Origin of the sequence: Burkholderia sp. Bp9140, assembly GCF_003853425.1 — a bacterium.
Classification (GTDB): domain Bacteria; phylum Pseudomonadota; class Gammaproteobacteria; order Burkholderiales; family Burkholderiaceae; genus Burkholderia.
On the sequence record NZ_QTPQ01000047.1, the window covers coordinates 30,983 to 43,334 of the forward strand.

Here is a 12,352-nt window from a genome sequence, read left to right on the forward strand (position 1 = left end):
CTGCATCCGCGGTAATTAATCTTCAAGCAGTGCGGGCCTATAGTTTCCTCACTGCCAGCGAGACTGGCACTGACCCAGGAGAAACTGAAATGAAGCCGCTGCACCTCGCCCTCGTTGCGCTGTCGCTCACCGCCGCTGTCGCGCACGCCCAGTCCGCGCCGGCCGACCGCGCGCAGCAACCGGCGAACCGCGCCGAAGCCGTCCAGGCTGCCGGCCGCGTCGATCGTGCGCAATCGAAGCAGGACGACCCTGACGCATGCGTCGGCCCCGTCAGCTTCTGCAACGTCTACTTCGGCAGCTGAGCATGACGCCGCGTCGTCACGGCCAGGCCCGCCGCGCGCGCTTCGCACGCATCGCATGCGCGCGCGCACGACGCGCCGGCCGATCGCCGCAACGACACTGCCCGCCACGCCGCTTCGAGTGAAGCGGCGCATGCCCTTTCAGGCGCCGCGTCCCGGCCGCCACCCCACTTCGCGCAACGCATCCAGCAAGCGCGCCTGCCCCAGCCCTTCGACCCGCACGCCGCGCGACTCGACGTCGCTCCCCGCGACCAGCGCGTTCACGATCGCTTCCTCCACCGCTTCCGCGGCCGCGACGAACAGCGCCGAGATGTGGTCGTTGTTCACCATCTTCACGGCCGTCGTCGGCGCACCCTTGCTGCCGTAGTTCGCGGCCGGCAATCCGTCGTTGCCCGTTGCGAACGCCAGGAAGATGTCGCCGCTCGAATCCTCGGTGCCGCCGCCGACGCGCGCCAGCCCGATGCTCGCGCGCTGCGCGAGGCGCGTGCACTGATGCGGCAGCAGCGGCGCGTCGGTCGCGATCGTGACGACGATCGAGCCCATCCCGGCCTCGCCTTGCGCGTCGGGCGCGCCAAACGGCGAAGGCACGTGCCGCAGCACTTCGCCGACCGGATAGCCGGCCACGCGCAGCATCTCGCGCACGCCGTGGTTCGCCTGCACGAGCGCGCCGACGGTCCAGCCGCCCGCGCCGGCCGCGACCACCCGCGACGCGGTGCCGATGCCACCCTTGAACTCGTGGCAGATCATGCCCGTGCCGCCGCCCACGCCGCCTTCGGCGACCGGCCCCGACTGTGCCGCGGCCAGCGCGCGTTGCACGTGCGCGGCGCTCACGTGCTGCCCCCAGATGTCGTTGAGCAGGCCGTCGTAGGTTTCCATCACGACCGGCATGCACCAGTACACGCGGCCGGCCGCCGCCTCGCGTTCGTTCGCGACCAGCGCGTCGCGCACCGTGCCGACGCTGTGCGTGTTCGTATACGCGATCGGCGTCGTCAGCAGGCCGGCTTCGCGGATCCACTCGAGCCCGGTCGCGTCGCCGTTGCCGTTCAACACGTGGACACCCGCGAAGCACGGCGAATCGTGCGCGGCGCCCGCGCGCGGCTCGATGACGGTGACGCCGGTGCGGATCGATGCGTCGCCGTTCTCGACGTTCAGCGTGCAATGTCCGACCCGCACGCCCGGTACGTCCGTGATCGCGTTGAAGCGGCCCGGCGTGCCGAGTCCGATGCGGATGCCGAGATCCCTCGTGCGCATGATGCAATTCCTCCAGTGTTTCGATGGTTCGGTGTTTCGGTACGGCAAGGTGTCGACGCGGGGTTCAGAGCGAGCGGAACGCATCGCTGTGGCGCGCCCAGGTCCCATACATCACGAGCGCGGCCACCAGCAGCCCGCCGATGATGATCAGGTCGGTCGGCTTCGTCGCCGTTGCCAGCGTCGTGTAGAGCGTATACGCGGCGCCCGCGACCGCGACGAGCGGCGTCACGGGCCACAGCGGCATCCGGTAGTGATGTTCGACGTCGCGGCGCACGAGCCGGCTCGCAAGCGCGGCCAGCCCGACGACCAGGTAGATCAGCAGCAGCAGGTCGACCGTGAATGCGGTCAGCTCGTCGAGGCTCGACACGAACACCAGCCCCGACGACGGCACCGCCAGCGCGAGCGTCGCGAGCCACGGCGATTCGAAGCGCGGATGGATCGTCGAGAACGCGCGGTTGCAGGCGCGCGACCAGAGCGCATGCCGGCCGCTGCTGTACAGCAGGCGCCCCATCGTGATCACGATCGCGATGATCGCGTTGAACACCGACAGGAAGATCCCGCCGCTGACCACGCGCGACACCGCCGGGTTGCTCAGCGAGCGCACGACATAGCCGATCGGGTCGGCGCTCTTCGTCAGCTCCGTCAGCGACGGCGCGCCGAGCACGATTGCCGTGAGCGGGACCAGTTCGACGCCGAGGATCACCAGCAGCGAATAGATCACCGCCTTCGCGACATTGCGGTTGCCGCCGCGCAGGTCTTCCGCGAGATACGCGGCGGAGCCGAAGCCGTTGTAGCAGAAGATCGCCGTGCCGATCGCGGGCACGATCGCCGCGAGCGTGGCCGGCACCAGCGCATTGCCGCTCGCGACGACCGGCGCGACCAGCACGTCGGCGCCGCGCTGCGGGGAGCCGAAGCCGAGCCCGGCGATCAGCATCAGCACGCCGATCTCGACGACGAGAAACGCGCCGGTGATCCACGCATTCGTCTTGATGTTCAGCATGCCGAGCAGATAGCTGAGCAGCACGATCGTGAGCGCGACCGACTGGTTGCTGAAGTGCGTGCCGAGTGCGTTGTTCAGGTACGGCGCGGCGCCGCTCGCGAGCACGGCCGGAATGAAGACGCTAACCGACAGCACCGTGATGAAGGTCAGGTAGCCGGGCAGCGTGCCGAACACGCGCTTGGCCATCACGTATTCGCCGCCCGCGCTGCGGTGCGCGGCGCTGAGCTCCGCGTAGCAGAGGGCGAAGGCGAGCGCGAGCACGCCGCCGAGCACGAACGACAGCACCGCGCCGCTGCCGGCCTGCTGGATCGCGAACGGCGCGATCACGAAGATCGAGCTTGCGGGCGTCACGCCCGACACGGTGATCATCACCGCGTCGCGCACGCTGAGCGTCTGCGACAACGCGCGCGGCGCGTCTTCCGTGGCAGGCGTCGCTTGCAGCGTGCCCGTCGATTCCGACATCATCGCCATTTCGTTCTCCTATTGCGCCTATGCTGCACTTTTTTGAACACCCATACTCGGGCCCGATTGATTGCGTGGCAGTCTAGGAAGCCAATTTCAGGACCGCTATTCCCCCTTCGTGTTACGCCCTCCGGTGGTGGTATGGATCGACTCTTCTCCGAAATCGCGATGCACCAGGCACTCGGCCGCGCAATCGATCATCTCGGCCAGCCGCGCTTCTGGCGTTTCCTGGTGCTGCTGCTCAACGAAATGGTGCCGTTCGACAATGCGCTCGCGACCGCGATCGGCCGCGATGGCGTGCCGCTCGTGCTCGACGAATACGACACGGGCGGCACCGACAGCGCGTCGCCGGTGCCGCTTTACCTCAATGGGTTATATCTGCTCGATCCGTTCCTGCAGGCCGCGCACGACGGGCTCGCCGACGGCTGCTACCGGCTCGAGGAAGTCGCGCCCGACCTGTTCCGGCAGAGCGAGTATTTCCTGAGCTACTTCCGCGATGCGGTCGGCGACGATGAAATCCAGATCCTGTTGCGGCCGAATCCCGACCTGCTGCTGTCGCTGTCGCTCGGCGCCGCCACCCGCTTCGACGTCGAGCCGCTCGGCAAGCTGACGGCCGCGATGCCGTGGGTGCTTGCGGCGATCCGGCAGCACTGGCGGCTGGTGGGCGATGCCGCGCGCGCGACGCCCGACGACGATCTCGGCGCGCGCGTCGAACAGGCGCTCGCACGCTTCGGCGCGGGCGTGCTGACCGATCGCGAGATGTCGATCGCGCGAATGGTGCTGCGCGGCAATTCGTCGAAGGCAATCGCGGAGCGGCTGGCGATTTCACCGGAGACGGTGAAGGTGCATCGGCGTCACCTTTACGCGAAGCTCGGGATCTCGTCGCAGCCGGAACTGTTTTCGCGGTTCATTCAGGCGCTGGGGGAGGATGCGGCGGGTTAAGCGCTTCGGTGTTGACGGACGCCTTCAACCGCCGGATTCGATGAACCCGCCATCAGGCGCCTGGTGCGGCACATACCAGCCGAAATACACCTCGGCCTCGACGATCCGCCCTTCGCGGACGCGCAATCGCTCCGCGTTCCGGAACCGCCTGCCGGCGCTCGTTTCGGCTTCGTACACGACGAACACGCATTCACCGTGCACGGCGACGTCGACGAACTCGAAGCCGGCGAGCATCGCGCTGTTCGGCCAGCAGCGCGCCAGATACGCATCGCGGTCGAGCCGGTTGTCGAGCGGGCTCGTGAAATGGAAGTCCGGCGCGATCAGCGCTTCGATCGCATCGCGGTCCTTGTCGACATACGCGCGATAGCTCGCGCGCGCAACTTCACCGGGGTCGTCAGGCATCGTCGTTACCTCCGTCAAGGGCCGGGACGAATGCTACGGCCCGCATCGCCCCGAGGCATCGTTCAACACCATGCGGGCGGCACGCACGACCGCGCCCGCTCCCGCGCTGGCGGATAGACGCGCACGCCCGGCTCGATGCCGTTCACGAAAACCCGCACCGGCCGGCGCGCACGCACCGCACCACGCCGCATCACGCTTTCCGCGTCGGCCCGCCGGTGCCGCGGTTGCCCGTTTCCGCACGCACGGGCATGATGTCCGCCAGCGTGCCGGCTGCTCCGTCCGCTTCGGCGCGCCGTCCATGCGCCGCCTCCGGCATCATCGAGCAATCCGCGTGCCGGCCCCCGGCCGCCCACCTCACCGAGTCCATGTCACTACGCGCATTCAGAACGCTGGTCGCGATCGCCCGATACCGGACCTTCGCACGCGCCGGCGAAGCGATCGGGCTCACGCAGTCCGCCGTGAGCCTGCAGATCAAGACGCTCGAAAGCGAATACAACGTCCAGCTGTTCGACCGTTCGCGCCGCCAGCCGGTACTCACCGAAGCCGGCAACATTCTCGTCGCGCAGGCCGAACAGGTGCTCGCGATGGTCGACCGGATTCCCGATGCGCTCAGCGACGAGAAGAAGCTCGTCGGCCGCCTGCGGATCGGCGCGATCCAGACCGCGCTGTCCGGACCGTTGCCCGATGCGCTGCTTGCGCTGCGCGACGCGCATCCGTCGTTGCGCGTGCACGTATCGGCCGGCATGTCGGCCGAACTGGCGAACCGCGTCGCGGCCGGCGAACTCGACGCGGCGATCACGACGCGCCCGGTGCGCCCGCATCCGGCGGAGCTGACGTGGACCACGCTGTACGAAGACCGCTTCTGGCTGCTCGCGCCGCCGCACTACGCGGAGCGCGACGCGGGCACGCTGCTCGAGGCGCTGCCGTTCATCCGCTTCGATGCGCAGGCGTGGGCCGGCCGGATGATCGCCGCCGAGCTGCGCCGCATCGGCGTCCGCGTGCGCGAGGAGATGGTGCTCGACAGCGCGGAGACCATCGCGCGCATGGTCGCGCGCGGACTCGGCGCGGCGATCGTCGCGCTTCCCGACTCGACGCTCGCGCGTCTGCCGCCCGTCACGCGCTTGCCGTTCGGCCAGCCGCAGATGGGCCGCGCGGTCGTGCTGCTCGAACACCAGTCGCGCCCGGCCGAGCGTTTCGCCCGTGCGCTGGCCGCCGAAATCACAGCTTCATCGATGAGAATTTCTCATTGAACACCCGATAATTAACAATAATTCCTGCTGCAACCCCGTGTTAACTTGGCGGCATCGTCACTCTTTCGATCGCGTGCCGCCATGTTGCCCGCCGGATGCATTCCCGCTTCGTTCCGCTGCTCCGCCTGCCGGCCGTCCCGACCGGTCCACCTGAAGGCGCGTCGATGATCGGCCCGATCCTGCTCGCGCTCGCGCCGGTCGCGCTGCTGGTCGCGTTCGGCCACGGCCTGCGGCGCACGGGCTTCATCGCCGATGCATTCTGGCCGCACGCCGAGCGGCTTTGCTACTACGTGCTGCTGCCCGCGCTGTTCGCGCACGGTCTCGCGAATGCGCGGCTGCAATCGTTGCCCGTCTTGCCGCTCGCGGCGGCGCTGGTCGGGTCGACCGTGTTCGTCGCCGCACTTCTTCTGCTGGTCCGCCGGTTCGTGCAGGTCGACGGCGCCGGGTTCACGTCGGTGTTCCAGGGCGCGGTGCGCTTCAACAACTATGTCGGCACGGCACTCGCCGCCGGACTGTTCAGCGCGCACGGGATCGCGCTCGCGGCCGTGTGCGTCGCGGCGATCGTGCCGACCGTGAACCTGATGTGCGTGCTGGTGTTCGCGCGCTACGGCGAAACGCGGCTCGGCGCCTGGGCGCTCGCGCGCCAGATCCTGTCGAATCCGCTCGTCGTCGGGTGCGCGCTGGGGATCGCGATGCAGGCCGCCGGCATCGCGTTTCCCGCCGCCGTCGAACCGGCCGTTCGCGCGCTCGGCGCCGCATCGATGCCGCTCGGCCTGCTGTGCGTGGGCGCGGCACTGAAGTTCGATGCGGCGCGCGGATGGATGCAACCGATGTGCATCGCGTCGGCGTTCAAGTTCATGGCAATGCCGCTCGCCACGCTCGCGGCCGGCCGCCTGTTCGGGCTCGGCGATGCCGCGCTGACCATCGCGCTGCTGTTCCAGGCGCTGCCGACATCGTCCTCGTCGTACATCATGGCGCGCCAGCTCGGCGGCGACGCGCCGCTGATGGCCGGCATCACCGCGTTCCAGACGATCGCCGCCGCGCTTGCGATGCCGGCCATGCTGACGGCACTCGCGTCGGCGCCGGTGTTGCGCTGACGGCCGGGCACAGGTACGCCGGCTCAACAGCCGCGGCAATCGCCGCCGACGAGGCCTGAAGCCGCCCATCGCACGGACCGGCGCCGTTCACCCCGCGATCATGCGCTTCGGGGACGGATGCCGAATCCCGCCGCGCGCGCAAACGCCCCATCGTTGCGCGCGACCGACGCGCCGCCGATGCGCCCCCGGTTCTTCTCGCAGCCCTGCCAAAAACCGCCTATGGTGAATGAAGCGCGTCCGTGCCGCCGCCATTCGACTTCGCGTCGCTCGCACCGGCGGCCGCGGCGCCGCGTTCCGGCACCATTCCCCGCAGTCGCGCGCACGCCCGGCCGTGCGCGCAACTGCGCCGCCCACCGGACTACAAGGAGGTAACCATGAAAGCCGTGCTGCTCGTCAGTTCCGTCCTGCTCGCCATGGCATCGGTTTCGGCCTCGGCTCAAGGCTCGATCACCAAGGTCGAAAACGGCGCGCTCGTCGCCGCGAACGGGATGACCGTCTATTCGTTCGACAAGGACAAGCCCAACGCCGGCACCAGTACGTGCTCGGGCCAATGCGAATCCCTCTGGCCGCCGTACAAGGCCAGCGCGACCGACGTACCGGTCGGCCCGTACACGATCGTCAAGCGCGACGACGGCAGCCCGCAATGGGCGTACAAGGGCAAGCCGCTGTACTTCTTCTCGAAGGACATGAAACAGGGCGATCGCAACGGCGACAACTTCAAGAGCGTGTGGCACGTCGTCGCCCCGTAAGCGCCGCTTCCACGCATCGCGTGTCAGGACAGCCGCGGCACGCGTGAAAAAGCCCGCCCCGATCGCCGATCGGGGCGGGCCTGTGCGTCTCTACGCCGGCTGCATGGCGACACCCGCCGACCGGCAGGCGGCGCGTGCGGCCGGCACCCACGCGTCAGCGGTTCGACGGGAAGCTGAACACCGTCCCTTCGCGCACGCCGGCCGACGGCCAGCGCTGCGTGATCGTCTTGCGCTTCGTATAGAACCGCACCGCATCCGGGCCGTACGCATGCAGGTCGCCGAACAGCGAGCGTTTCCAGCCGCCGAACGAGTGGTACGCGACCGGCACCGGCAGCGGCACGTTGATGCCGACCATGCCGATCTGGATGTTGTCGCCGAAGTAGCGCGCCGCTTCGCCGTCGCGCGTGAACAGGCACGTGCCGTTGCCGTATTCATGAGCGTCGATCAGCGCCATCGCCTCGTCGAGCGACTTCAGGCGGATCACGCCGAGCACCGGCCCGAAGATCTCGTGCTGATAGATCGGCATGCCGGGCGTCACGTTGTCGAACAGGCACGGGCCGAGGTAGTAGCCGCCGTCGTGGCCGTCGACCTTCACGCCGCGGCCGTCGACGACGAGCGTCGCGCCCGCCTCCACGCCCGCTTCGACGAAGCGCGTCACCTTCTCGAAATGCTGCTGCGTGACGAGCGGCCCCATGTCGATGCCGGCACCGTTGCCCGGGCCGACCTTCATCTTCGCGATCTCGGCCTTCAGGCCTTCGACCACCTTGTCGCCCGTTTCATCGCCGATCGCGACGACCAGCGGGATCGCCATGCAGCGCTCGCCGCACGAACCGTACGCGGCGCCCATCAACGCGTTCACCGCGTTGCCGATATCGGCGTCGGGCATCACGACCGCGAAGTTCTTCGCGCCGCCGAGCGCCTGCACGCGCTTGCCGTGCGCGCAGCCGGTCGAATAGATATATTCGGCGATCGGCGTCGAGCCGACGAAGCTTACGGCCTTCACGCGCGGATCGGTCAGGATCGTGTCGACCGCTTCCTTGTCGCCGTTCACGACGTTCAGCACGCCCGGCGGCAGGCCGGCCTCGAGCGCGAGCTCGGCCATGCGCAGCGTCGACGACGGCGTGCGCTCGGACGGCTTCAGCACGAACGTGTTGCCGCACGCGACGGCCATCGGCCACATCCACAGCGGCACCATCACCGGGAAGTTGAACGGCGTGATGCCGGCGGCGACGCCGAGCGCCTGGAACTCGCTCCACGAATCGATCGCGGGGCCGACGTTCTTGCTGTGCTCGCCCTTCAGCAGCTCGGGCACGTAGGTCGCGTATTCGACGTTCTCGATTCCGCGCTGCAGCTCGCCCATCGCGTCGGCGAGCACCTTGCCGTGCTCGGCGGTGATCAGCGCGCACAGTTCGTCCGCATGCTCCTCGAGCAGCGTCTTGAAGCGGCTCATCACGCGCGCGCGCTTCAGCGGCGGCGTGTTGCGCCACGCCGGGAACGCCGCCTGCGCGGACGCGATCGCGGCTTCGACGGTCAGCTTGTCGGCGAGCGCGACGCTCTTGTGCGATTCGCCGGTCGCCGGGTCGAACACCGGCTGGACGCGGCTGCCGCCGTCGACGCGCTTGCCGTCGATCAGGTGGCCGACGGTGGAGGTCACATTGCTGTCGTGTTTCATCGTTCAGGCTCTTTCGTGAATTCGGTTGTCGCTCAGGGCAAGCCGCGGCTCAGTCCACTTCGTTCAGCGCGTCGGACAGCGCGTTGACGAGGTTGTCGATCTCGCGCTTCTCCGAGATGAACGGGGGCGCCAGCTGGATCGTGTCGCCGCCGTAGCGCACGTAGAAGCCCTTCGCCCAGCAGCGCATCGCGATCTCGTACGGGCGCCGTGCCGGCTCGCCCGGCAGCGCCGCGATCGTCAGGCCGGCCGCCAGCCCGTAGTTGCGGATGTCCGCGATATGGCGCTGGCCCTTCAGCCCGTGCACCGCCGCCTCGAAATGCGGCGCGAGATCGCGCACGCGGGCCACCGCGTCTTCCTTCACGAGCAGGTCGAGCGCCGCGACACCGGCCGCGCAGGCGACCGGGTGCGCCGAGTACGTGTAGCCGTGCGGGAACTCGAGCATGTACTCGGGGCCGCCCGCGGCCATGAACGTGTCGTAGATTTCCTTCGTCGCGATCACGCCGCCGAGCGGCTGCACGCCGTTGGTCACCTGCTTCGCGAAGTTCATGATGTCCGGCACCACGCCGAACGCATCGGCGCCCGTCATCGCGCCGGCGCGGCCGAAGCCCGTGATGACTTCGTCGAAAATCAGCAGGATGTCGTGCGCGGTACAGATGTCGCGCAGGCGCTTCAGATAGCCCTTCGGCGGCACGACCACGCCCGCCGAGCCCGAGAACGGCTCGACGATCACGGCCGCGATGTTCGATGCGTCGTGCAGCGCGATCAGGTCGAGCAGGCGGTCGGCCAGGTCGGCGCCGTTTTCCGGCATCCCGCGCGAGAACTTGTTTTCGGCGAGTTGCGTGTGCGGCAGGAAATCGGCGTCGATCCCCTGGCCGAACAGCTTGCGGTTCGGCCCGATCCCGCCGACCGAGATGCCGCCGTAGTTCACGCCGTGATAGCCCTTCTCGCGGCCGATCAGGCGCGTCTTCGTGCCCTTGCCCTTCGCGCGCCAGTACGCTCGCGCCATCTTCAGCGAAGTGTCGGCCGCTTCCGAGCCCGAGCCCGTGAAGAACACGTAGTCGAGGCCGGCCGGCGTCAGGTCCTTGATCTTGTTCGCGAGCTCGAACGACTTCGGATGGCCGAACTGGAACGCCGGCGCGTAGTCGAGCTGCGCGACCTGGCGGCTCACGGCTTCCGTGATTTCCGCGCGGCCGTGGCCGAGGCCCGTGCACCACAGACCCGACAGGCCGTCGAAGATCTTGCGGCCTTCGCCATCCGTGTAATACGCATCCCGGGCCGACACGATCATGCGCGGGTCGGACTTGAACTGGCGGTTCGCCGTGAACGGCATCCAGTGGGCGTCGAGCCAGGCGGCGTCGGTGCGGATGTTCGTCTCTTCCTGCTGGCTGGCGGTGGTCGTGTCGGTCATGTCGGTCGGCGCGGCGCGCCCCTCCTCCTCGTGATGATGTTGCACATTGTCGGGACGCCAATTAGTCTTTTGAATATCGCAATATCAATGTTCACTTGCGCAACTATGCAAGCAAAGAAACCGAAGAGCCGCGCGCTGCTCGGGCAGCTCAGCGACATGGATCTGCGGCTGTTGCGGGTCTTCAAGGGCGTCGTGCAGTGCGGCGGGATGGCGGCGGCCGAACTCGAGCTGAACATCGGCATCTCGACGATCAGCCGGCACGTGAAGGACCTGGAAACGCGCCTCGGGCTCGTGCTGTGCCGGCGCGGCCGCGCGGGCTTCACGCTGACCGCCGAGGGGCAGACGGTGTACGAGGAAACCCTGCGGCTGCTCGCATCGATGGAGGCATTTCGCAGCAGGATCGACGGCATTCACGACAAGATGGGCGGAGAATTGCACATCGCGGTGTTCGACAAGACGGCCACCAACCCGAACGCGCGGCTTGGCGACGCCATTCGCCGGTTCACGGACGAAGCGCCCGACGTCGCCCTGAACCTGCACGTCGCGTCGATCAACGAGGTCGAGCGCGGGATCATCGACGGCAGCTATCAGGTCGGGATCATTCCCGCGCACCGCAGTTCGGGCAGCCTCGTGTATTCGGAACTGTTCGGCGAACGGATGCTGCTGTACTGCGGCCGCCAGCATCCGCTCTTCGATGCGCCGCACGGCAAGCTCACGTGGACGACGATCCGCAACCACGCGTTCGCGGGGCTCGGTTTCCATTCGCCGAACATGGAACTGAGCCATCGCGCGAAGCTCACGCGCAGCGCGACGGCATCGGACCAGGAATCGATCGCGACGCTGATCCTGTCCGGCCGCTACCTCGGCTTCCTGCCCGACCATTACGCGGAGAGCTTCGAGCACAAGGGATTGATGCAGCCGATCGCGCCGCAGCGCTTCAACTACCGGTGCAGGTTCGTAAGCCTGCTGCGGCGCTCGCCGCGGCCGTCGCGGGCGGCGCTGCTGTTCCAGTCGTGCCTCGAAGCCGCGCATGCGGCGGCGCGGCCGGTCAGCGACGAAGACAGCGCGTAGCCGGGCTCGGGCTTCGCCGGCAGGCTGCGACTGTCGGCGCATCCGCATCAGGAAAGACACGGCGACCAGCGCCGCCGCGCCGGCGCCGAGCGCCCAGCGCGGGCCGAGATGGTTCATGCCCGGCCCGTGACCGGCGCGTCGATCGGCGTGCGGCCGAACGTCCGGTGCAGCAGACGATCCGCGCTGTTCTGCCGTCCGATCCGCTCTGCGATAATGCGCACTTTCCGTTTCCGCTCCGCCTCCCGCCATGACGCAGCCGTCCGCCCCGCTCCCCACCGACCTGCCGCCGATCTCTTGCCTGCCCGGCGATGCGCTGCCGTGGCTGCCGATGAGCGCCGACCTGCCTGGGCTCGCGATCAAGTATCTGCATATCAATGCGGCGGAAGACACGCTGACCGCGCTGCTGAAGATGCCGGCCGGCGGCACGCTGCCGCGCCACCGTCACGACGGCGAGGTGTTCGTCCACACGCTGCAGGGTGCGTGGCGCTACCGCGAGTACGACTGGATCGCGCAGGCCGGCTCGACGGTGCTCGAACCGGCCGGGTCGGTGCATACGCCGGAAACGCTCGGCGCGCCCGGCGACGACGTGATCACGCTCAACGTGATGCGCGGCGACCTGGTGCTGCTCGACGACGACGGCCGCGAGACCGCGCGCGAAAATTGCCGCGTCGCGCTGCTGCGCCAGCGCAAGCATGCGCGCACCGCGCCGCACGACGCCACGGCGTTCGTCACGCGCTGAACGATCGACC

Annotated in this window: 12 protein-coding genes; 7 read left to right on the top strand and 5 right to left on the bottom strand. The window is 68.5% G+C overall.

Going from position 1 to position 12,352, the window contains the following annotated elements; genetic code table 11:
- Positions 1–89: 89 nt before the first annotated feature.
- A complete protein-coding gene (locus DIE21_RS31140) occupies positions 90–302 on the top strand; it encodes a hypothetical protein (RefSeq protein WP_124501272.1) in 213 nt (70 codons plus the stop codon).
- Positions 303–440: 138 nt separating this feature from the next.
- Here the strand turns inward: DIE21_RS31140 and DIE21_RS31145 are convergent, their stop codons facing one another.
- Together DIE21_RS31145 and DIE21_RS31150 are read right to left on the bottom strand one after the other, a co-directional pair.
- Positions 441–1,550, bottom strand: coding sequence for a P1 family peptidase (locus DIE21_RS31145; RefSeq protein ID WP_124501273.1), 1,110 nt, complete (start codon positions 1,548–1,550; stop codon positions 441–443).
- A gap of 64 nt (positions 1,551–1,614) precedes the next feature.
- On the bottom strand, positions 1,615–3,021 hold the full coding sequence (locus tag DIE21_RS31150; protein WP_124501274.1) for an APC family permease: 1,407 nt from the start codon (positions 3,019–3,021) through the stop codon (positions 1,615–1,617).
- Between the two features lie 132 nt (positions 3,022–3,153).
- Between DIE21_RS31150 and DIE21_RS31155 the strand changes: the two genes are divergently transcribed.
- On the top strand, positions 3,154–3,954 hold the full coding sequence (locus tag DIE21_RS31155; RefSeq protein ID WP_124501275.1) for a helix-turn-helix transcriptional regulator: 801 nt from the start codon (positions 3,154–3,156) through the stop codon (positions 3,952–3,954).
- Between the two features lie 24 nt (positions 3,955–3,978).
- On the opposite strand, the gene DIE21_RS31160 is transcribed toward DIE21_RS31155, so the two are convergent.
- Complete coding sequence (locus DIE21_RS31160) at positions 3,979–4,356, bottom strand: nuclear transport factor 2 family protein (RefSeq protein ID WP_124501276.1); 378 nt, start codon at positions 4,354–4,356, stop codon at positions 3,979–3,981.
- Positions 4,357–4,721: 365 nt separating this feature from the next.
- Between DIE21_RS31160 and DIE21_RS31165 the strand changes: the two genes are divergently transcribed.
- The 3 genes from DIE21_RS31165 (at position 4,722) to DIE21_RS31175 (ending at position 7,452) form a co-directional block, all read left to right on the top strand.
- A complete protein-coding gene (locus DIE21_RS31165) occupies positions 4,722–5,606 on the top strand; it encodes a LysR substrate-binding domain-containing protein (protein WP_124501277.1) in 885 nt (294 codons plus the stop codon).
- A gap of 164 nt (positions 5,607–5,770) precedes the next feature.
- Complete coding sequence (locus tag DIE21_RS31170) at positions 5,771–6,703, top strand: AEC family transporter (protein WP_124501278.1); 933 nt, start codon at positions 5,771–5,773, stop codon at positions 6,701–6,703.
- Between the two features lie 374 nt (positions 6,704–7,077).
- Entirely contained in the window at positions 7,078–7,452 is a 375-nt protein-coding gene (locus tag DIE21_RS31175) for a hypothetical protein (protein WP_124501279.1), read from the top strand.
- Between the two features lie 154 nt (positions 7,453–7,606).
- Here DIE21_RS31175 and DIE21_RS31180 read toward each other — a convergent pair whose 3' ends face one another.
- Positions 7,607–9,124: a CoA-acylating methylmalonate-semialdehyde dehydrogenase gene (locus DIE21_RS31180; protein ID WP_124501280.1), complete on the bottom strand. Its 1,518-nt coding sequence runs from the start codon at positions 9,122–9,124 to the stop codon at positions 7,607–7,609.
- 49 nt (positions 9,125–9,173) lie between these two features.
- The gene (locus DIE21_RS31185; RefSeq protein WP_124501281.1) at positions 9,174–10,532 is read right to left on the bottom strand and encodes an aspartate aminotransferase family protein; all 1,359 of its coding nucleotides are present in this window, start codon (positions 10,530–10,532) and stop codon (positions 9,174–9,176) included.
- A 105-nt stretch (positions 10,533–10,637) separates the two neighbouring features.
- On the opposite strand from DIE21_RS31185, the gene DIE21_RS31190 reads away from it, so the two are divergent.
- Together DIE21_RS31190 and DIE21_RS31200 are read left to right on the top strand one after the other, a co-directional pair.
- A complete protein-coding gene (locus DIE21_RS31190) occupies positions 10,638–11,603 on the top strand; it encodes a LysR family transcriptional regulator (protein ID WP_185640640.1) in 966 nt (321 codons plus the stop codon).
- Positions 11,604–11,850: 247 nt separating this feature from the next.
- Positions 11,851–12,342, top strand: coding sequence for a 2,4'-dihydroxyacetophenone dioxygenase family protein (locus tag DIE21_RS31200; protein ID WP_012365998.1), 492 nt, complete (start codon positions 11,851–11,853; stop codon positions 12,340–12,342).
- Positions 12,343–12,352 lie beyond the last annotated feature (10 nt).

Bases quoted from the DNA above. Each gene is read 5' to 3' on its own strand.
- DIE21_RS31140 (WP_124501272.1), top strand. From the start codon at position 90: ATGAAGCCGCTGCACCTCGCCCTCGTTGCGCTGTCGCTCACCGCCGCT.
- DIE21_RS31145 (WP_124501273.1), bottom strand. From the start codon at position 1,550: ATGCGCACGAGGGATCTCGGCATCCGCATCGGACTCGGCACGCCGGGC.
- DIE21_RS31150 (WP_124501274.1), bottom strand. From the start codon at position 3,021: ATGGCGATGATGTCGGAATCGACGGGCACGCTGCAAGCGACGCCTGCC.
- DIE21_RS31155 (WP_124501275.1), top strand. From the start codon at position 3,154: ATGGATCGACTCTTCTCCGAAATCGCGATGCACCAGGCACTCGGCCGC.
- DIE21_RS31160 (WP_124501276.1), bottom strand. From the start codon at position 4,356: ATGCCTGACGACCCCGGTGAAGTTGCGCGCGCGAGCTATCGCGCGTAT.
- DIE21_RS31165 (WP_124501277.1), top strand. From the start codon at position 4,722: ATGTCACTACGCGCATTCAGAACGCTGGTCGCGATCGCCCGATACCGG.
- DIE21_RS31170 (WP_124501278.1), top strand. From the start codon at position 5,771: ATGATCGGCCCGATCCTGCTCGCGCTCGCGCCGGTCGCGCTGCTGGTC.
- DIE21_RS31175 (WP_124501279.1), top strand. From the start codon at position 7,078: ATGAAAGCCGTGCTGCTCGTCAGTTCCGTCCTGCTCGCCATGGCATCG.
- DIE21_RS31180 (WP_124501280.1), bottom strand. From the start codon at position 9,124: ATGAAACACGACAGCAATGTGACCTCCACCGTCGGCCACCTGATCGAC.
- DIE21_RS31185 (WP_124501281.1), bottom strand. From the start codon at position 10,532: ATGACCGACACGACCACCGCCAGCCAGCAGGAAGAGACGAACATCCGC.
- DIE21_RS31190 (WP_185640640.1), top strand. From the start codon at position 10,638: ATGCAAGCAAAGAAACCGAAGAGCCGCGCGCTGCTCGGGCAGCTCAGC.
- DIE21_RS31200 (WP_012365998.1), top strand. From the start codon at position 11,851: ATGACGCAGCCGTCCGCCCCGCTCCCCACCGACCTGCCGCCGATCTCT.